Origin of the sequence: Glaciimonas sp. PAMC28666, assembly GCF_016917355.1 — a bacterium.
GTDB lineage: Bacteria > Pseudomonadota > Gammaproteobacteria > Burkholderiales > Burkholderiaceae_D > Glaciimonas.
The window spans coordinates 4,825,788-4,845,544 of sequence record NZ_CP070304.1 but is presented as its reverse complement, the minus strand read 5'-3'; the positions used below and the strand labels follow the sequence as shown (position 1 = coordinate 4,845,544).

Here is a 19,757-nt window from a genome sequence, read left to right as displayed (position 1 = left end):
AAGATCCCTGTTCGCAGCAATGCCGTAATGAACCGGTCTGGGTCATTACGGCATCTGTAATACGGCTTAGTGAGGGCGCGTCATCGTTTCGTCTCTGTAGTACGACCCGCTCCCGATTTTTTTCCACCGCCACTGACCTTATTCTCGGTTGCCCATGCACGTCGTTCCGCTTCGTCTTTGGGAATACCCTTTTTTTCATAGCCATCTTCGATGTGCTCGGCCTGGCGTTTTTGCTTGTCGGTGTATGAAGATTTGTCACCTCTTGGCATGGCAACCTCCTCTTTTTAAAGCAGTAAGTTATTTCTTCGCATCAACGGTAGATTTTAGTTGCATTGCCATCTGCAGATGATCCTGGAGCGCTGGCAAGTTGGTCGCGGAAAACTGTTTAATATCCGCATCCTTGGCGTTGGCAGCGGATTTCTTAAACAGGTTGACTGCGTCTTTGTGCGCCGAGACGCCAATCATGCCAGCATATTGTTTATCAAAGGTGTGGCCGTCCAGTTTGCTTAGTACGAGAATTTTGGCTTTTTGGGCGACGCTAGGATCGTCCGGTACCGTCACATTTTTCGATGTCGCGAGCGCTTTCAGGTCATCGCCTACCTTGGTATGGTCGTCAATCATTTTCTGGGCGAAGGTTTTAACATCTGGATCGCTACTTTTTTGCAGAGCCAATTGACTGGCCTTGACTTCAGCATTACCGGATTCAGCGGCGTTGGTCAAAAAACTCTTATCCGCGCGGGCCAGGCTATCTGCGGCGCGGGCATGATTTGCTGTCATCGCCATTGCAGCCATTCCCAACACAGCGATACCGAACATCTGCACCATTTTAGGAGATGTTTTTGCGTTCAAAACGCGTACCTGGGAACGGGATGGGATAGTCATAATTTCTCCTGAAGTCGATTTAGATAAATCAAACTTTACCGGGGAAGGGCGGCTGCCAGCATCAGACATTGCCTGTTTTTGCTGTAAGACTTGGTGAGGTCGTCAACATCCCAGGCTTGCTAAATTAAGTGTGGTAGCTGAATTTCTACGGCTCGATTTTGGAGGCAGTGTAAAAGGCGGGGAAAAGCAGGATCAAGCGAAGAGATCCGAAATCGAACATTTCGTCCGGACAGGTCATTTGTTTTAACTTTGGACGCAGACCTGACCTGGTCGGGCTTCGGGAGATCCCCTCAGTTCGACCAGGTCGGGTCAGGCGTTTGATCAGTTATTGCCTGAATATGGCGCGCGAGGCAATACTGGTGCGGACACTTTGCCGTTCGTTAACGAGTCAAGGACAAAACGTAAATAGATGCTGCTACTCCATTGGCGATAGTCGCGTCCGTTATTAATTTCAAGGGCGCTTCCAACCGTTAACTGCGGGGTCACCAGATATTCGAGCGCAGCACCAAAGCTGTAGGTAAGCGCGGTTTTAGAGGTTCCTAGGAAGGTAGCCAGCGCGGAATTGTTACTATTCCGGCCAGCGGCTTGGGCGGCTGCTGCAACGGCTTCTGCCTGTAGTACACCGCTGGTCGGGAAATACGGCGCATTATCTTCTTTAAAGTTCTGTACGCCTACGCTACCGTGCAACTGATAACCAAGGCGTCCATTCGTTCCGCTCATAGTAACCGGTAACGCTAGCGCATAAAAACTTTGAGGACTGAAATAGCCACCGTTACCATAAGTCATATTGCCAAGATTTTTGTTATAACTCATGGTCGTCGCGGAGAGACCTGTCGTTAACGATGTATCGGCTTCTTTAATCAGGTTCATATAAACGCCACCACCCGCCTGAAGGGCGGTGTTTGATGCAACATTATGTCCTTGCAACGACTGCGCTAGCCCATAAATGTACGCGCCACTGCCTTGTACGTCCCAACCAAGATCCGCACGCAAACTGTTTGCGGTTACACCACCCCAGCTGACGCCGGTTCGATCGTCTCTTGTCCCGGCAAATGAAACAAGGCTTTCAGTGACCGCGCGGCGTGACACGCCAACGGACATTTTGACCTGATCAGATAACGGGGTTCGGAATTGCAACCCTCCTACCGCATTCGTGTAGAGGAAACCGAGCGGTGTACTGCCGATATCCGTGGTCCATGTATCACCCGTATAGCCAAGCGCAAGCCCCACGCCCGACGCCGTTTGCGAGCGCACGCCGCTGGTACCAGTGCTGTTTGCCAGCGCAGCTGCCGGACCGCTACCGAAGCGGCTAGCGGTATTGTAATCTGCCGATAACGTACCCGCGTCGAGTGACACCGGCGCAGCACTGACGGTAATGTGTCCGTCCCCAGCTTTTATATTGGCCTCTAGCGTGGAGTAAATTTCGGTGAGTTTTCCCAGACCATTTTCACCGGAGTGAACAATCGCGCCAATTTGCCCGGTGACGTTGCTGCTTCGTTGTTGTGAGAATGCAGCGACTTCCTGGTGGAGGTTATCCGTTAGCGCAGGCGGACGCGTTCCGGTGTTCGATGTCTGACTAATCAGCTCCGGAGGAGGCAGTACGCGTGATACGTAAGGTAATGCATTACGATTTTCTCCGTAGAAATCTTGCTGTAAGGGGAGCGTATCGTTATTGTTGCTCTCAGGTAGTACATAGGCTGTCTTTATGAAACCTGATGCCTGAGTTGCCGGCAAAGCCCTTGGCCGGGGTTGAAGCGGCGCAACGTCAGGCTGAGTATAAGAGGCAAATGCAAAGTTAGCAGGCTGTTCCGCCTGAGTCGTTCTGTCGGTACTGCGCAGGGGGACGAGCTCACTGGCGTTGCGACGGAACGGATTGTTGTCCGACTGAGGCTGCTGCGCGATTCCAGCACCGCTGGCGTTACCCAGATTACCTAAGCGGGAAGGGCGACCGCGGTTTTCAGCGACCAGTGCGGCACGGTAATATTCTTCCGCTTTGCTATTCTTTCCCTCGGCACGATACAGGCGCGCCCATGCTGTCAGAACGCGGACACTGTTGCCGTCGACACCGGCGGCGCGCTCAACTAAAGTTTGCGCTTCGTTAAAGGCCTTTGCATCAACTGCCGCACTCAGCGCGCTTAACAGCAGTTCCAAATCTTTGGGTTTTCGATCCAAGGCACGGTCGTACCAGACCAACGCTTGTTTATGTTCGCCGGAAGCGGCGTAAAGACGTGCCATTGACGATAATAAACGCGGATCGTCTGGACGCTGCATCATGAGCGGCGCTAACAAATCATAAGCGGTTGCCAGATTGTTGTTCTCGCGTTCGACGTCGACCCTCCGCAACACAAAGGCGACATTAAGCTCACTGTAATTCTTTGCGTCTTGGGAAGACAGATTTTTTTCGCGTAGTTGACGCATGACAGTGCTGAATTCCGCATCTTGGCGGGTATTCAGAAGTACCGACGCATATTGCAACATCAGGCTCGTATCGTTTCTTCGCCGGGCGACCATTGGACGCATAATTGCCATGGCGCGTCCGGCATCCCCTGTTTCCGCATAGGCAGAGGCCAGCGCCCCCATGGTTTCGTCAGTATGGTCGCTGGTTTGCTCCAGTTGGCGCAGTTGCGCATTGGCCTGATCACGTTGTCCCTGACGGGCCAATTCCATAATCTGGTCGATCTGATTATGCAATGACACCCGCTTCATCAAGGCTGCGATATCTTTGTTGCGCGCAGCCGTTGGGATGCGTTCAAGAATTTGCTGGCTTCTATTCCAATCCTGGTTTTCTGCGGTTAGTAACGCCGCGGCATACATCGCATCCGATTGATCCGGGCCAGCCAGCAGCAAGCCGTCAACAATACTGCGCGCTTCATTGGTTTGGCCAGTCATTATATATAGCCGACCGAGATCAAGTCGTACCCATACATTCGACGGGTCGTAAGACATCGCGTCTTCTAATGTATTACGCGCACCGTTCAAGTCGCCAGCCGCCTGCAAGCTGCTCGCATGCTTGCGCATACTTTCAACCTGAATTCGACCCAGACCGCCCAACTGATCACGCTGCTGAGGGGTCAATTGGTTAAGCACTAGTTGCGCTTGCTCGAATTTATCCTGCTTTGCTAATAAATCAGCGTAAGCCGCTATGGCCGCAGTTTGTTTGGGTTGACGGGTAAGAACATCACGCAATAATTTTTCCGCCGAATCATACTGCTTGAGTTCGCCGCGGACCTCGGCCAGCGCAATTTGTGCCGTCACTTCTTGCGGATCGACCTTCATTGCCTGCTCAAGCAGCTTTTGCGCTAACGGTATATCACTGGCTTGACGTGCTGTGTTGGCCTTTTGTAACAGCCCCCAATAAGATGCGCTTTTGAGCGCGCCACGCCATTGTTCGGCATGACCTTGTTTGCTAGCGCGTTCGAGCAGTTGTTGTGCCTCACCAAAGCGATTTTGACGCAGGCGTATCAAGCCTAACCCACCGAGCGCGTTGGTATCGGTCGGCCGAACTTTTAGTACTGCCTCAAATTTCGCAGTCGCAAGCTCAAGTTCGCCACTATTGATTGAATTAAATCCTTGCTGAATATTGAGCCCAATCGCCGGCGTGGGCGCGCTCGGACCATTTTCCCTTGTAGGAGGCCTGTCTAACTGAACGGTTTTCTCGGCAGGTTGGTCGCGGTAACGTCTGCCAGGTTCCTCTTTGCCACTGATTTGCGTTGGCTTTCGAGTGAACTCAATCGGCTGTCCACCGGTCCGAGTTGCAATTGCCTCTTCAAGGCGTGCTTTAAGCGGGTGTCTGGGCTGTAACTCTTTGAGCTTGGCGAGCCATGTGCGTGCGCCCTCGCCATTGTTTTTGTCGAGTTCGCTGATTCCCATGCCGTATAAGGCATCGGGCTGGCTGGGATCGAGCCGCAGTAGCTTTTGCCACGACTCGACAGCTAGATCACTACGACTATGGTTTTGCCAATAGCGTCCCTGATCAACCAAAGTAGACACGACCTGAGTATCAGCAGCCCATGCTTGCTGGACTAAAATAAACAGTATGCTTAATGTGAGCGTTTTGCGGCGAATGGACATGCTTTTTCCCAATTAGTTTGCAACTCCCCAGCTGCGGAGAAGCGAAATAAACCTTCGCTCCAGCCATAGCCGAACAGTGATAGTACAGAGTCGTAATAATTAAATTCAGGCGATTTGCTGCGCGCAAACACGGCCAATTGACGGTTCACGCGCGTGCGCATTGCGTTGTAGTTGGTCGGATCTCCACGGGTCTTCAGGTAGGGCAAAATAGCTGCATCAAAGCCGACCGGTGCGTTACCGCTGGCATTACCGTTCACGGTATCAATTTTTTCCGGCAGCTGTACGTGATTGCTCAGCCAGGTTTGCGGACCGCGAAGGTGCGCCGCCTGTTGGAGCGCTAACGGGTCCGTTGCGCCACTCATGCCGAGCCACAAGTAAACCCGAATGGCATCGTAGCTGCCGATTGCCTGGCTGGTGCCGTCGGCAACAAAACCGACATTCGGTAACCAACCGACCCAGTCTGCTGCCATGCCGCGAGGAGTACTTTCGGCGATCATCCGAGTGCTACTTTGGGCTAATCCGCTCCATGGACCCGCTGCATCCACATCTGCAAAACGCCGTAAGAGGGGTAACGGGCTGTAACTTGGATTGAGTCGCAAACGGCCTTTACCGTCGACAAAACCGGTCGGACCAGACAATAAAACCGGACCTAGATTGTCTACCATGAGGACTTCTCTGGCGCTGATGTTCGCCAGCATCGCCAAGCCGCGATGGGTTAATTTGAAGTCGTGCCACAAGCGACCAGCCTCGATTAAATCGTAGGCAATCCAGAGGTCAGCGTCGGATGCCGAATTCGGATCTAACACGCCGCTGGCTGCATTCCACTCCCATGCAGGCAACGTCGTGCTTAAATTACCATCAGCTAATACGCGTTCAGTCCAGCCTAATATCCGGTCAAAGGCAGGACGATCATTTGTCACCAATGCGAAAAACATGCCATAAGCCTGACCTTCGGACGTACTGTGCCGCAGCGGCGACTGAAAATCGATGATGTGTCCATCCGCCTGCAAATGGCGTTCCGCAAAGGATTGCCATAGGGGCCATTGAACGACTTTGCAGTTGGCCCACACTGAAGGAATCAGGCTCAGCAGCAACGCCACGGTGAGTATCAAGCTTCGCATAGGGCTAACTAAGTCGATCGGTTGCACGTTTGCGCAACACCAGAAAGGCAATCATCCCCGACAAGCACGCACAGATTACTGCGAATAACGCCAATATCCATGGACGTGAGGACAGCCACCAGCGTATATGCATCGTCAACGGCAGCCTGCCTACTTCGTAAGACTGCGCATCATCGACCGTGATGATCTGCTTACCATGTAGAGAAACAGCGCTGCCATGTACTTTGCCGAAGTTTTCCGGATCTAACAGCGCCTCAACGGCCTCTGCATATTCCGCATCCTGGCGCACTTGTAACGCGACCACGCTGCGACCTGCATGCAACGGCGATTCGAAACCCATCAGCAACGGACCGGATGCAGCCTGTCGTAGCGTCAGCCGATCTTGTGTTCTGGGCGGCTCGCCCATCAGGTTGTCCCACCAGTCACGCGCCCCTTGAACCAGGCTCGAAAACATGAATTGTTGATCTTGTCCGTCAGTTAAAAATGGTAAGGATGGGCGCCATTGGGTAAATAGTGGTTGATCCCGCTCTGAACCGATTACCAGAAAGTCCTTGTCTGGAAAGGATTGTACATCTGAAGACAACGCAAGCTTGACACCTGTCGCGGGATAGCCTGTGGACTCACCCATGCGACCCATTAGTCCCAGATATGCGCTCACCTGGGCTGGCAGGACTGTGGCGGGTAATACGACCACAGTATTGGACAGATCAGCCATGCGAGTGAACGGAAAACCATTGTTGACAAAAACGGCCAGGTTCGGCATTTCAATGAAGTGCGGTAACGAGGTAATGTCTATATTGGAATCCGCATCAATCGTCCCGTTGACGTTTTGAATGATGGTGTCGGTACAACTCTTCTCCTTCAAATATTCGTAGCGATATTTAAATTGAAGCTGACCGTTATGGGACAAGTCGTACGGCGGGATTAAAATTTGCTTGGCATTCTGCGAGTTTGTAGCAGGCAATATACGATCGAACCAAGACAGAGCGCCTTGGTGTGCTACAGCAGGCAACTTAATGGATTCGATGAATTGTTCATTGAAGTCGACGTCGAGCGTTGATTTGTCAGGAGTCGGACGTGGCGTAAAGCGATATTTCAGATTTAATGGAACACCTTTTGAGCCCCATACAAACAGGTCCGGTGGCAGGCGCAGGTTGACACGTACCGGGTCAGCGTAATAACCGGATGTCGTTAGATCTTCGGGGGTAGCAAGGTCACCCAACGGGACAGGATGTTCAGTTGAAATCCAGTTTGGTGCGTCATACGGCACCCGCGTTCCGGCAACGGGCAACTCGCGGACCATTGAAGCAACCCCATTCATTGCCCGGTTGTCCAGTGTCAAGGCTTGGGCTGCTTGTTTTAACTCATCACCAGTGCGGCCTAATACCAATAAGATTTTGCTGCTGGAGTCATTCGGGTGATTCACAATAACCAGGGTTGGGCCCGAAATTTCCGGCAACGTGATACCTGCCGGTATTTCCTTTGTAGTAGCAAATAGCACCGCGTTACCGCTTGAAGGTAATTGATTAAGTTGCGCATCGAAGCGCGCACCACGATAGGTGGCAAGCTTACCAAACCAGGAAGCGACTGTCCCTGCAGCCTCTAGTGTTGACAAAGAAGGATGAGCACCAAAGACGAATGGTAGCGTCAGACGATCGCTATCCCGACGATCAAAGAATGGGGCGGGCAGCAATGCTAAATCGTTATCTAGGGCGATTGGCGCAACCTTGATTTCTAGCGTGCTTTGATTGCTGATCGTCGCCCATAAACTGGAATGCATCGGATCTTCACACGTGTCGGTGTAGTGGCCAATAAACTTGAGATTTAAGGTGTTGAATGCGGTAATAGTGCTGGGATCAAGCGCGATTTCGCGCATCAGCATTCCGGTGCTCTGTATTTTCGGAAGTTCTATCGTTCGGGCCACTTCACCATTCACTAATACGGCGATATGGGAAGTTTCCGGTATCAAAGCAGGAGAGTAGCTATACACAAGTTTTAGCTTGGCGCTTACCACGACTTCATCCGCGCGAATATTAAAGGGAATCTTTGAAAACGATTCCACCCCGTGCAAAGTGAGCGGAACACCTACGCCAAGCTGCTTCAGCGTTAGCGTGTAAGTGCGTGATTTAGAAAGGGGTGCTGGCGTAACAGTCTTGGTATTTTTGGTAATTTTGTTCGGTTTAGCCATCACGTCGTGCGCGCTACTGGCGAGCAGTATCGCCGTCGAAGAGACCAGAAAAAACGCAACCGATGATAGCGTGGATAAGGGCTTAGCTTTGTACATTCGATTAATCACTTTTTCGTATATGAAATTTGGGGAGTCCGAAGTACGCGTTTTGAAGCGGCGCGCATAAATCCGAAAATGCCGCCTGCACCAAGCCAAAATATCTTCCCGAGGGCACGCATTGGCGTATCGGTGGTTACCTTGCTCAAACGTTGTAGCCAAAGATCACCGCGTGCGAATGTGCATTGCACTAATTCTTTTTGCTGTTGCGTAGTGAGCCCCTCAAGCTTTAAACCTAACTGCTGTGTTCCGACGTACATCACTTTGACCGGAAAAACAAATTCTTCACTGCCCCGATAGAGCGACACTTGTAGTAGCTGGCTTTGCTCAATGTTTAACGGTGCGGGAAGAACGACACTGAAACCTCCTTCAGAAAAATTCTCTGTTTCGCAGCACATGGTGCGGCCGCCAGGGAGATGTAGCGTGGCAGTTATTTTCATCTCAACGCGAGGATTAGTCCGAATTTGGCGCGTTTCACTAGCTACCGCCATTGCTGCGCCCAGAATGAGCAAATTGTGAGTGGTCCACAACATGTTTAGAATAACCGTCAAGGTTTCGCCATCGTTCCAAACCGTCAGGCGCAGCACGCCTAATATGAAGCCGACCAGATTTAAGAGGAATAAAACGATGAAGGGAAAGGAGTTCATCCAGTCGAAATAGGCGGACATGATGGTGCCCCCTTTGTTCGTCACGTTGAACTTTCTGATCTTCGGATTAATAATCGCGTAAAGGGTTGGTCGTAAAATTGACCAGGCTAATACCGATTCATAGACTTCGTTCCAGAATGGATGACGGAACTTACCCTGAATACTGGTATTGGTGATGTTGGAATGCATCAAATGGGGAATGACAAACAGTCCAATTTGAATCGCGGAGGCGGCAATCGGATGCGCACCAAACATGAGATAGGCGAGAGGAGCTATTAGAAAGATGATTCGCGGAATGGCATAAAAGAAATGCATCATCGCATTCAGATAACACAGGCGTTGACCTAAATGCAGTCCCTTGCCGAATAGAGGGTTATCCAGCCGAAAAATTTGTGCCATTCCACTTGCCCAACGGGTACGTTGTGCCACGTGGCTAGACAAGTTTTCGGTTGCCAGACCAGCTGCTTGTGGAATTCTCAGATAGGCAGTTTCGTAACCCTTACGATGTAGTTTGAGTGCTGTATGCGCGTCTTCAGTGACGGTTTCAAAAGCGATACCGCCGATTGTTAATAGCGCTTTGCGTTGCAGGACGGCGCAGGAGCCGCAAAAGAAAGATGCATTCCATAAATCGTTACCATCCTGGATCAAGCCATAAAACAACTCGCCCTCGTTGGGCGTGCTTTGAAATGTCTGTAAATTGCGCTCAAATGGATCTGGCGAAAAAAAATGGTGGGGTGTCTGCACCATCGCAATATTGGGATTTTTTACGAACCATCCCATTGAGATCTGCAAAAATGAACGGGTAGGAATATGGTCGCAGTCGAAAATGGCGATGTAATCGCCCGAAGTTTTAGGCAACGCCGCGTTGATATTTCCAGCTTTAGCATGAATGTTATCCGGACGTATAAGGTAGGTTACGCCCACTTCACTGCAAAATTCTTTAAAATCCGGACGTCGACCGTCATCGAGCAAATAGATATTGATTTTTTCAGTTGGCCAGTCCAGTGCCAACGCTGCAAATATGGTCGGTTTGACTACTGACAGTGGTTCATCATAAGTAGGAATAAATACATCAACGGTTGGCCAGCTTCGCAGGTCGACCGGCATCAACAATGGTTGACGCTGTAACGGCCATGCGGTTTGGATAAAGCCAAGCACAAGCACAATAAAGGCATAGATCTCGGCACTGACCAGAATAATCCCAAGTACGATATCAAGTGCTGTGCCGGAATTGAGCGTCTCCGTCAAACGCCAATACATGTAGCGAGAAGACGCGATCAGGGAGACTGCAACCATGATCATCGTGGTGGCCCGCGTGCGCCATTTCCTAGCCCAAAATGCCAACACAAGACAGCAGGTCGCGAAAAGAATCTGACTCCACATATCCAATGGCACCGTTACCACTAGCCAAAAGAGCATAGCACTCAGGCACAGCAGCAGTATCCGCACACAGCGTGCAAATAAGGTGTCCTTAAACCAAACGTTATCAGTGAGATTAATTGCCGCCCGCCCTGCACGCGTCGAAAAAGCACCGATCATAACTGGCCCTGCCTATCTAAACTACGTGAATTGACTGCTTCAAAAATCTGTTCGGCGAGCACGACGAAATCTTTTGTTGATTGCGAATACGGATCATATTCGAGCACATCTTGTTGAAACGCGAGCGCTTCACTGACCGCCTGATCGCGATGAATTTTCCCAATGACCAGGTCGCCCAAACGTAATTGCAGTACGTCCGCCATACTCCGGCTGAGCGAATTTGTCTGATCGATCTGATTGATCAAATAGCGCGCTCCGATAAAGTCCGGTCGATTTGAACAATATGTCTGATGCAAACCTTCGATTGCTGGAATAGTTGCGTAAGAAGCTGCATCTGGCAAAATCACGCTCAACGCAAAATGGGCCCGCGCCAGAACTTGTCGCAAGTACACCGAGGCACCCGGAGAGGTATCTATCAAGACGATGCAATCTTCGGGAAGGCCTAGCGTTTCCAAATTGTCTAGCAACCAGTCGTCATCCTCGTATAGGCGGCTTTCCAGGCTATGTCGGTCATTCTCGTTAATAGAACCAAACGGTAAACAGTACGCACCGTGTTTTACCTTAACGGCGACTTCTCCCCAAGTTCTGCCTCCCAATGACGCGCGCGCAATACCTTCGATGGACGACGGATCTATCCCGAAATGCAAACGTAGCGCATTTTGCGGGTCAAGGTCCAGGGCGACTGCATGATGGCCAGCGGCCGCAAGCGCGATGGTCAAATTGGCAGTTGCCGTAGTTTTTCCTACGCCGCCCTTGGCGGATATAACAGCTATGCGTTTCAAGATGTTCTTAATACTTTGCTGGGTGGCAAGATATCTGCGATGGAATGAGTCGGAACTTTCGCCAAGCGCTCAATCAGCGTGGATAAAACATTAGTCGTCACGCTTTGTGGGTATTTCACAGTGTCGGGATGCTGAAGTAAACTGGCTTTCATGTCTTCGTCTTGCGCATATATGGCGCGCGGATTCAAAGCCGCTGGTTGTGATAACTGTACGTCCGGAAATGCTGAGGACTGGGACGAAGCAGGGGCCTCATTCATCCGGACCTGGGGTGGCGTAAGTGCGTAGGAGATGCTTAATCTCGACAGTAAAGGCCAGTTTAATTCCGAATCATGGATGCGCTTGTCCGTAAGAATTTCCTGATAACGACCCGGCTCAGCACCGAATTGAAGGAACAAGTCTTTGATGTCGCCAGCACTCGAAGTAGCTGACTTTGCTTCTTTAGATGTAGGCTTGATAGCATTGTCAAAAGTTAATTTCATATCTTCCTCATTATGTGCGGCTCAAAGTGAAGGACAGTAGGTTCTCATCCTCTACGCCAGCGACTTGCTGAACGCGTAACACCGGGTCGATACCAATACTCTCAAACCAGCGCTGATAAGCGCCCTCAAGAAAAGCCGGATTCCAGCTAGAGCTGACACCACCGAAAACTGCGCGCAGCGGTGAGCATGCATGCTCGATGCGAAGCAGGTTATTACTCTCAGTAAACTCCACCATGCCCCAGTCCAAATCAGTCCATACCGTATTGATGCAGCGCTGTAAGTCATCTAACGTCACGCACTTCGTCACCTCAAAGCGGTCGGCAAAGCGCATCCCGACACGGGTCATGAGTTGGCGTAGCTCCCGGTGATCGAGTTGAACCGTTAATTCCGCACCCATTGAATTAAGGAAATCTCTCCATTGCCTGGAAGATTGCTGTTCTGCGTAATAATTTATTGATTTATTGGCATGCATAAAAACTTTCACTTAAGGTCGTCCGTGAGCCAAAGTTTTATAAAAGACGCTGTTCTATCAACTAAAAAAATTGTGTTTTTCACGTTGTCAACTGATGCGGTGCCCAACGGTGAAATTTTTAACCAGCAACATGTGACGAAAGCTGACATTCCCAACTTAACTATGCCGACAATTTCACTGTCTCCACTGTCTTTTCAGGTGCACCATGCTCTTCGAAAGTTGCTGGTGCTCTAAGCTGAGTTTCCCGTATACATATAAATAGAATAATACGGGGATCAAGATGTCAGTATTTCTACCAATCTCGACATTTCCTGACAATTAATGCATTTGAAATATTTTCGTGGTTGACATTTATCAACTTTGGATCCTCGCTGACACCGAATCGCCCAAGTATTCGAGATCTCGGCAGCACTGAGGAATAATCGAAGCGCACGCAATTTAGCGCAAATTTTCGATCCACTGCCATGAGTTTGGTTTTCTGATCAATTCGAACTGATTATTGAGCGGCTTGACCGTATACGTTGTCTTCGGCGGACTATCGCATCAGCTATTGCTCTGGAGGGCGCCAAATATGGACGGCACAATACCCATTCGTTTGAGGGGTAGCGCAACGGAAAACCAGCACCGCAATTCATCATTTTCTGCGTAATTGATGCCAAAAGTTTTCCTATTTACTGTTTGAAATGTCCAAACATATGCATGACCGTTTGCTTGTGGTCCATTTTTTTCTTGAACGCTATTGAAACTGATATAAAAAGCACTATTCTTAACTTGCTGGCGATTTGATTCCTCCATGTTGCATGTCATGTCTCGCAAAAAAATATTGCTGATTCGCATGCAACGGTGTGCCGCAGGCAGCGCTAAGAACTCCCTTAGATTAGATATCGAATATCGACGATGCGCGGTGGTGCGTATAACGTCTGAGATTGCTGTAACTGCTGACTTACGTTTGATGTGCGGATTGAATGAGAATTTTTTACTTGTTTTTCTAACCCATAAGTAAGGAGCTGACATGTCCATCAAAAATCAAACTTCTGATAACTCTCCGAACCCTACCAGCAGCAGTCCTTCCGAATTGGCTCTGGACAATGCCAACGAAATGTCATTTCCGGCGAGTGATCCGGTGTCGTCCTCGAACATTACCCGTATTGAGACGGCCCCTGAAATGGCGCCGGCCGCGGATGACCATCAAAACAGTAACGCTGTAAACGCAGGCGAAAAACTGGATGCCCAAGCATCGGATTCAATCCTGCAGGATATTAAGATTGCCATTCTGGTGACAAATGGGTTCGAGCAGGCTGAGCTAGTAGAGCCCAAGCAGGCGCTGGAAGCGGCGGGTGCCACTGTGCATGTGGTGTCGGATCAGACCAAGGTTGTGCAAGGGTTCCAGCATACCGAAATAGGCGATACTGTCGACGTAGACTGCCTGCTTTCGGAAGCATCGCCGGACGATTATTCAGCGGTCTTGTTACCAGGCGGTGTAGTTAACGGCGACGCGTTACGCATGTCGCCCGAGGCGCGTGCATTTGTACAAAGCATCAATGACGCTAACAAGCCCATCGCTTCCATCTGCCATGGTGGATGGTTGCTCATATCGGCAGGCATTGTTAAAGACAGAACCCTCACCAGTTGGCCTAGCTTGCAGGATGATTTCATTAACGCGGATGCCAACTGGCTCGACGAAGAGGTCGTCTGCGACAAGAATTTTGTTTCCTCGCGGAAGCCGGATGATATCCCCGCCTTTAATAAAGCTTTTATTGCGTTGCTCCAACAGCCATCCGAGCCGTTTCCTGAAGTATCGGAATTAATCGGATGACCCGCAATACCCGATGGCAAGTTGCCTGAAGCAGCTTATGGCGACGCAATACAGTCGATTATTTCGTTGGCATAAGCCGCATCGTAAATTATCGAAGAAAACCGTGAGAAACGTATGCCTAAAAAATCCAGTTCTACAGAAATTAATACCAAAAAGAAGGTTAAAAATGATGGTGTTCCACGACAGCCGAATGAGCGGGATGAGGCGCCGGAAGAGCACACACAACCTCGTAATAAAATGAAACAGGCAGCCATTGACTTGGAAAATGGATTGGTCGATACCGATTTACACGGGCAACGTGGCGTCGAGGAAGTCACCAGGAAAAAGTGAGGAACGACAAGGGAAGTCTGTCGAATTCTGCGATTAGCGGATTTTAATGGCCTTTTGATGGCGCCAGGTAATATTTTGGCGTGGTCGGCAGCGCACAAGGACTGCCTTCCAGAAAGCATCAAGAGAATCGACGTGAGAAGTTTCGCTGTAATGAAGCTCTATTACAACCCAACCATAAATGTTAAAACGGCTTGAGCAAACGCTTCAGGCTGTTCGACTGCACTCAGATGGGATGCGTTCTCCAGCACAATTAGCTGCGCGTTTGGGATACTTTCACATAAGGTCTGCGACATGACCAAAGGCGTTCCCTGATCTTGCGCACCGGCAATCACCAGTGTCGGCACAACAATCTGCGACAGCCGTGCGGTAGTATCCACGCTGCCAACCGCATGACAGCAAGCTACATAAGCAGCGGGATCAATGTTAACAAGGCACTGGCGGAAACGCGTTACAGTGGCGCTGTGTTTGCTGCGGAACTGGTCGTTAAAGTAACGTGCCATTACAGCATCTCCAATGGCTTCGATTCCTTGCTGGCGCACAGTCTCGATCCGCTGCTGCCACGCGTTGCGCGCAGCCTCAGGATAAGCGGAAGTGGTATTGGCGACTATCAGCGCTGCAACGAGCGACGGGTGATTCAGCGCGAGTTCCTGACCGACCATTCCCCCCATGGATAAGCCGATCCACACCACCGGGCCAGAATCAAGTTCACGTAATAGTCGCGCCGCATCATCAGCCAGCTCGGCGATGGTGGTTAATCCAGCAGTTGCATCGGAACTGCCATGACCGCGCTGATCGTACGTAATGACGCGGCAGTCGGCTGCCAATAAGTTGGCCAGGCCGTCCCACATGGTCAAATCGCAGCCCAGTGCATGGCTGAGAACCACCGTATGGCGCGGTGCCTTGCCACTGCGGGGTGCGCGCACACTGTAATGAAGCGCCGGTTTACTGGTCGTCGCACCCTCGCGACCGATGCCCGGGTGGCAGGTGTTTGCCGGCAACAATGGTGCTAGCGGGTAGCCAATTTGTGCGCCAATCTCTCGCAGGATATGCTGTGCATGCGTGAAAGCAGTATTCGCCGCTGGCACGCCCGCGTAAATCGCAGCCTGCATCAAGACTTCCTTCATCTCGTCTGGCGTCAGGCGTGTATCGGCATCGCCTAGCAGAGCCGCACGGGCGTGGAGTTCGAATTCTTCCCAACGGCTTAGCGCCATCGTAATGGCTAACACGATGACGCGGCGGGTCTTTTTCTCCAGTCCCGGACGTCCCCAGATATCATTCCATGCAAAGCGCGTGATCAGGTTTTGGAACTCAGCGTTGAATTCAGTGGCGTTGGCGACCGAGCGATTGACCCACTCGTCACCAAGTATCTGCCGACGATTTTCCATCCCGCGTTCGAAGTCATGGTCTATTGGGTCGTAACTCATGGTTTGTTTACCTGTATCAAGAATTGATGTTGAATGGATGATGTTGCAATGGATGCTGATGCAACGTTTGTCTAACGTTGGAATGTTGGTGCAATGTTTATGTAATGCTTATGCGATGCTTATGCAGCATTCATGAGGGAAGGGCGGTTAGCGATGCTACCGTTATTCTGATAGTTTTTAATTGTCCGCGTGCCAGAGCTTCCGCCGGAGCTGCAGCAGCGACCGGATCAAACAATTTTTGAAGCGCCTGAAGATCAACGGTACCCCGTAACCGGTCATCGTTGCCCACGGCGTCGGCTACCACAACATTCAGATCGGTGCCACTGTGCACGGCTGCCTGCGTCAATTGCTCCATCAGCGCGTGCGCCTGAGGACGACCAATTGCGCCAGCCAGACAAATCGATACCGCCTCCGCAAATACCAATCCGCGCAGACCATCAATGTTATGGCGCATGCGCACGGTATCAACCTGCAGGCCTGCCATTGCTTCAGCTAGCGCACTCAGAGCACCGTGGGCGCTGAGGAATAAACCGGGCCATTCGGCTAACTCGGCCTGCCAGTTGCCCAGCCCCCGTTCATGTTGCTGGCCCATACAGGCGAGCAAGGCTGCTGCATGTTGCGGGGTGCGTGTCGCGGCCGCCAGTGCGATCATTGATGAGACCGGATTGCGCTTGTGCGGCATTGCTGACGAGCCACCGCGTCCACTTCCCGACGGTTCTGCCAACTCAGCAATTTCACCTTGCGTCATCAAACTCAAGTCGGTGGCGATCTTGTTAAGGCTACCCACCAGCACGGCCACTTCCAATCCAAGCCGGACCCACTCGTCGCGTTGGGTGTGCCAGGCTGCGTCCGGGACCGCCAGTCCCAGATCGGCGGCGACCCGTTGGACTACCGCCGGACCTTGTGCTCCCATAACTGCCAGCGTTCCGACGGCTCCTCCGAGTTGTAATTGCAGCGCGCGTTGGGCGGTCTGGCGCAATTGAACGCGGGCCCTGACAAGCGGCGCAGCCCAGCCGACCAGCTTAAAACCGAAACTTGTGACCTGTGCCGGCTGCATGAGCGTGCGCGCCAATATCGGCGTCGAAAGATGCAGTTCGGCCAACCCCAGCAAGCTTTCGGTGAGCGCTTCTAATCCCTGGTCCAGCAGCTTTAGTGCCTGACGGGTCACTAATACCATGGCGCTGTCGATAACGTCCTGACTGGTGCTGCCCCAATGCACAAAAGTCGCCGATTCTTGATTGAAGAGGGCGACTGTTTTGGTTAACTCCTTTACCAGCGGTATCGCCAGACTACCTGCGCGCCGACTGGCATGGACCAAGGCCGGAATATCATACAACTGGGCATTGCAAACGCTCGCAATAGCCCGCGCAGCCGTTTCCGGGATGATCCCTTCAGCAGCTTGCGCACGTGCCAGAGCGGATTCAAAGCTAAACATGGCCTGCACCACGGAAGCATCGTCGAATAGCGCGATCATGTCCGGCGTGGTGAGAAAACTATCAAATATTGAAACGCTCACTTGAGCTCCGATCGGCTGATGAAAACGATGACTGTAATGCTGACTACAACGACGACTGTGATACTTACATATAGTCGAAGAAGACGGTTTCCTTCTCGGTTTGCATCCAGATATCCCACTGATATTCGGTATTGGACAGCTTCCGCGCAATCAGCGTATCGCGCCGATTTGCGGGCACCTGGTTGAGAATGTCGGACTGGGCGATGCCGCTATCGTCCTCAAGAAAAACTGCAGTGAATTGGTGTTTTACCAGGCCGCGTGCAAAGATCGTCGCAAACAAAACCGGTTTGCCGGATACGGCAGGAGTCGCTAGCGATACCTCAATGCGGAAGCCCCCTTGATCATTGCTAGGAATCCGGCGAAAGCCCGGGATCGCTTGTGACGATTCCGCGGCAACTGCTTCGGGCAGCCAGACTTCAATCCATCCATCATTGATCGGATGGCCATCGCCATCGTGCAATATGCCACTAATGGAGATAACGGGTGCATTAGTTACCAGCGTGTTGGTAGCATCAACGCCCCAGCGCCATGCCTCGTGGGGGAAAGGGCCTATGGTCTGTGATGTGGTGATTGTAGAGTCCATGTTGTATTTCCTTTTTTAAAGATCCATTGGCGTCGCATCGCGACCGCGCAATACGATATCAAACTGATAGCCTAGCATTTTGTCGTCAACCGTCTCGTCCATGCTGAAGTGTGCGATTAGACGCTGACGTGCGGCGAGGTCGGGAATGCTTTGAAAGATTGGGTCGTAGTCAAACAACGGATCGCTGGGGAAATACATTTGCGTGACAAGCCGTTGCGCGTAAACGTTGCCAAACAATGAGAAGTGAATATGGGCCGGACGCCACGCTTTGTGATGGTTGCCCCACGGATAAGGGCCCGGTTTGATGGTCACAAAACGGTATCGTCCTTCGTCATCCGTGAGCATCTTGCCGAAGCCGAAAAAGTTTGGGTCAAGCGGCGCGTCATGTTGATCGCGTTTGTGCCAGTAGCGACCGGCGGAGTTGCATTGCCACACTTCCAGTAACGAGTTACGTACCGGCTGTCCGTCTTCATCGAAGACCCGTCCGGTCACCACGATTTTTTCGCCCAACGGCTCGCCCTGGCCTTGCGCGGTAAGGTCCATGTCGTGCGGCAGGATCAAGCTTTTGGAAACCGTAATGTTTGTCTCGACTGGCGCTGTAGCGCGAATACGCAGCGGTGGCTGGGTCGGACCGCGCTTTAGCGTAGAGGCATAAGGTAAATAGACCAGGCTCGGATATACCCCGGTCGTCGTAGGTTCGAATCTCACGTAAAACTCCTTGTTGTGATAGTGCTTCAACGCAAATTAAGTCGCCAGTCCGGTATGAGCTATGCCGAGGCATGTTTGCTTGTGGGTCTCATGTTTTGTTTAAATTATTGAAATTGATCATAAGCGCTGATCCCCGGTCGAACAAGTAGCTGGTGCGCGGTGACGGCCGTATCGCGCCCAAATTGTGCGACAATCGCCCAAAAGGGAGGATTTATGAGCGAAACAGATTCTAATCCAACGACGCCGAGCCACGATGCCGGAAGGGCGGCGTCGAACACCACACGCCAAATACCACAGGAAGACGCACCTCAAAAGCGAGATTTGATTGCGGGACTTGAAAAAGGCCTGCAAGTGATAGAGGCTTTCGATCAGGAACGATCCCGGCTCACCATCAGTGAAGTCGCCCGACGCATCGGATTGACGCGTGCCGCCGCGCGGCGTTATCTGATCACTTTGTCGCACCTGGGGTATGTCAGGCACGAGCAGAAATTGTTTTCACTGACTCCTAAGGTATTGCGACTGGGCCAGTCGTATTTGCATTCGGCCCGGCTACCCCGCATCGTCCAGCCGTTACTCTATCGTTTGGCGTATTCGTTGGAAGAAGCAGCGTCCGCTGGCGTCCTGGATCATGACGAGCTGGTATGCGTTGCTGCAGTCAGCGCTGGTCGTCTGGTGTCGGCGACCTTACAGCCGGGAACCCGTGTCCCGGCATTTTGTACTGCTAACGGCCGGGTTCTGCTAGCAAGCTTATCTCAGCCTCAGATAGAGGCACTGTTAGCGCGCGTTCAATTGGAGCCTATCACCGCGCACACCATCATTAATAAAGAAAGACTACTGCTGGAGATTGCTCGCACCCGGTCCCAGGGATACGCTGTGGTAGACCAGGAGCTTGAATTAGGGCTGCGGACCATTGCGGTGCCGCTCAAAAATTTTCGGGGCGAAACCGTAGCTGCGGTGAATGTTAGTGTTCATGCAGCGCGAATTCCTATTGAAAACATTGTGGAGCGTTGCCTGCCGGCGTTGCTAAAGGTGCAGATCGAGCTGGCAGCGTTGCTCTAAGCCGGCGCGACAGGATTACGTGGGAGGAACGAAACCGGCGCAAG

General features: G+C 51.6%; 17 protein-coding genes. 3 read left to right on the top strand and 14 right to left on the bottom strand.

Annotation, left to right across the window (positions count from 1 at the left end):
* Positions 1-80: 80 nt before the first annotated feature.
* The 10 genes from JQN73_RS20885 to JQN73_RS20840 form a co-directional block, all read right to left on the bottom strand.
* Positions 81-269 carry a hypothetical protein gene (locus JQN73_RS20885; RefSeq protein WP_205320830.1) on the bottom strand — a complete coding sequence of 63 codons (189 nt, stop codon included), beginning with the start codon at positions 267-269 and terminating at the stop codon, positions 81-83.
* 28 nt (positions 270-297) lie between these two features.
* On the bottom strand, positions 298-882 hold the full coding sequence (locus JQN73_RS20880; RefSeq protein WP_205320829.1) for a DUF4142 domain-containing protein: 585 nt from the start codon (positions 880-882) through the stop codon (positions 298-300).
* Between the two features lie 321 nt (positions 883-1,203).
* Positions 1,204-4,953 carry a cellulose biosynthesis protein BcsC gene (locus JQN73_RS20875; RefSeq protein WP_205320828.1) on the bottom strand — a complete coding sequence of 1,250 codons (3,750 nt, stop codon included), beginning with the start codon at positions 4,951-4,953 and terminating at the stop codon, positions 1,204-1,206.
* Positions 4,923-6,074, bottom strand: coding sequence for a cellulose synthase complex periplasmic endoglucanase BcsZ (bcsZ, locus tag JQN73_RS20870; RefSeq protein ID WP_205320827.1), 1,152 nt, complete (start codon positions 6,072-6,074; stop codon positions 4,923-4,925). The genes JQN73_RS20875 and bcsZ overlap by 31 nt, the downstream gene beginning before the upstream one ends.
* 4 nt (positions 6,075-6,078) lie before the next feature.
* Positions 6,079-8,358, bottom strand: coding sequence for a cellulose biosynthesis cyclic di-GMP-binding regulatory protein BcsB (bcsB, locus tag JQN73_RS20865; RefSeq protein ID WP_205320826.1), 2,280 nt, complete (start codon positions 8,356-8,358; stop codon positions 6,079-6,081).
* Positions 8,359-8,366: 8 nt separating this feature from the next.
* Positions 8,367-10,544: a UDP-forming cellulose synthase catalytic subunit gene (bcsA, locus tag JQN73_RS20860; protein WP_205320825.1), complete on the bottom strand. Its 2,178-nt coding sequence runs from the start codon at positions 10,542-10,544 to the stop codon at positions 8,367-8,369.
* Complete coding sequence (gene bcsQ / locus JQN73_RS20855) at positions 10,541-11,326, bottom strand: cellulose biosynthesis protein BcsQ (RefSeq protein WP_205320824.1); 786 nt, start codon at positions 11,324-11,326, stop codon at positions 10,541-10,543. Before bcsQ ends, bcsA begins: the two co-directional genes overlap by 4 nt.
* Positions 11,323-11,805: a BcsR/BcsP family cellulose biosynthesis protein gene (bcsR, locus tag JQN73_RS20850; RefSeq protein WP_205320823.1), complete on the bottom strand. Its 483-nt coding sequence runs from the start codon at positions 11,803-11,805 to the stop codon at positions 11,323-11,325. The genes bcsQ and bcsR overlap by 4 nt, the downstream gene beginning before the upstream one ends.
* Positions 11,806-11,815: 10 nt before the next feature.
* The gene (gene bcsD, locus JQN73_RS20845) at positions 11,816-12,277 is read right to left on the bottom strand and encodes a cellulose biosynthesis protein BcsD (RefSeq protein WP_205320822.1); all 462 of its coding nucleotides are present in this window, start codon (positions 12,275-12,277) and stop codon (positions 11,816-11,818) included.
* A 543-nt stretch (positions 12,278-12,820) separates the two neighbouring features.
* A complete protein-coding gene (locus JQN73_RS20840) occupies positions 12,821-13,072 on the bottom strand; it encodes a hypothetical protein (protein ID WP_205320821.1) in 252 nt (83 codons plus the stop codon).
* 451 nt (positions 13,073-13,523) lie between these two features.
* On the opposite strand from JQN73_RS20840, the gene JQN73_RS20835 reads away from it, so the two are divergent.
* Positions 13,524-14,093: a type 1 glutamine amidotransferase domain-containing protein gene (locus JQN73_RS20835; RefSeq protein ID WP_240162614.1), complete on the top strand. Its 570-nt coding sequence runs from the start codon at positions 13,524-13,526 to the stop codon at positions 14,091-14,093.
* A 114-nt stretch (positions 14,094-14,207) separates the two neighbouring features.
* Positions 14,208-14,423, top strand: a complete 216-nt coding sequence (locus tag JQN73_RS20830) for a hypothetical protein (protein WP_205320820.1) — start codon at positions 14,208-14,210, stop codon at positions 14,421-14,423.
* A 161-nt stretch (positions 14,424-14,584) separates the two neighbouring features.
* Here JQN73_RS20830 and JQN73_RS20825 read toward each other — a convergent pair whose 3' ends face one another.
* From JQN73_RS20825 to pcaH, 4 genes are all read right to left on the bottom strand, one after another.
* Positions 14,585-15,847 (bottom strand): alpha/beta fold hydrolase, encoded by a 1,263-nt coding sequence (locus JQN73_RS20825; RefSeq protein ID WP_205320819.1) that lies wholly within the window; start codon positions 15,845-15,847, stop codon positions 14,585-14,587.
* A gap of 130 nt (positions 15,848-15,977) precedes the next feature.
* Positions 15,978-17,363, bottom strand: coding sequence for a lyase family protein (locus JQN73_RS20820; RefSeq protein ID WP_205320818.1), 1,386 nt, complete (start codon positions 17,361-17,363; stop codon positions 15,978-15,980).
* Between the two features lie 64 nt (positions 17,364-17,427).
* A complete protein-coding gene (locus JQN73_RS20815; RefSeq protein WP_205320817.1) occupies positions 17,428-17,946 on the bottom strand; it encodes a protocatechuate 3,4-dioxygenase in 519 nt (172 codons plus the stop codon).
* Positions 17,947-17,961: 15 nt separating this feature from the next.
* Entirely contained in the window at positions 17,962-18,654 is a 693-nt protein-coding gene (gene pcaH, locus JQN73_RS20810) for a protocatechuate 3,4-dioxygenase subunit beta (RefSeq protein WP_205320816.1), read from the bottom strand.
* Between the two features lie 213 nt (positions 18,655-18,867).
* Here pcaH and JQN73_RS20805 point away from each other — a divergent pair, with 213 nt between their 5' ends.
* Positions 18,868-19,713 carry an IclR family transcriptional regulator C-terminal domain-containing protein gene (locus JQN73_RS20805; RefSeq protein ID WP_240162345.1) on the top strand — a complete coding sequence of 282 codons (846 nt, stop codon included), beginning with the start codon at positions 18,868-18,870 and terminating at the stop codon, positions 19,711-19,713.
* Positions 19,714-19,757: the final 44 nt, after the last annotated feature.

Coding starts and splice junctions, on each gene's coding strand:
- JQN73_RS20840 (WP_205320821.1), bottom strand. CDS start 13,072: ATGGAGGAATCAAATCGCCAGCAAGTTAAGAATAGTGCTTTTTATATC.
- JQN73_RS20875 (WP_205320828.1), bottom strand. CDS start 4,953: ATGTCCATTCGCCGCAAAACGCTCACATTAAGCATACTGTTTATTTTA.
- JQN73_RS20805 (WP_240162345.1), top strand. CDS start 18,868: ATGAGCGAAACAGATTCTAATCCAACGACGCCGAGCCACGATGCCGGA.
- JQN73_RS20825 (WP_205320819.1), bottom strand. CDS start 15,847: ATGAGTTACGACCCAATAGACCATGACTTCGAACGCGGGATGGAAAAT.
- JQN73_RS20815 (WP_205320817.1), bottom strand. CDS start 17,946: ATGGACTCTACAATCACCACATCACAGACCATAGGCCCTTTCCCCCAC.
- bcsD (WP_205320822.1), bottom strand. CDS start 12,277: ATGCATGCCAATAAATCAATAAATTATTACGCAGAACAGCAATCTTCC.
- JQN73_RS20880 (WP_205320829.1), bottom strand. CDS start 882: ATGACTATCCCATCCCGTTCCCAGGTACGCGTTTTGAACGCAAAAACA.
- bcsR (WP_205320823.1), bottom strand. CDS start 11,805: ATGAAATTAACTTTTGACAATGCTATCAAGCCTACATCTAAAGAAGCA.
- bcsZ (WP_205320827.1), bottom strand. CDS start 6,074: ATGCGAAGCTTGATACTCACCGTGGCGTTGCTGCTGAGCCTGATTCCT.
- bcsB (WP_205320826.1), bottom strand. CDS start 8,358: ATGTACAAAGCTAAGCCCTTATCCACGCTATCATCGGTTGCGTTTTTT.
- JQN73_RS20830 (WP_205320820.1), top strand. CDS start 14,208: ATGCCTAAAAAATCCAGTTCTACAGAAATTAATACCAAAAAGAAGGTT.
- bcsA (WP_205320825.1), bottom strand. CDS start 10,544: ATGATCGGTGCTTTTTCGACGCGTGCAGGGCGGGCGGCAATTAATCTC.
- JQN73_RS20885 (WP_205320830.1), bottom strand. CDS start 269: ATGCCAAGAGGTGACAAATCTTCATACACCGACAAGCAAAAACGCCAG.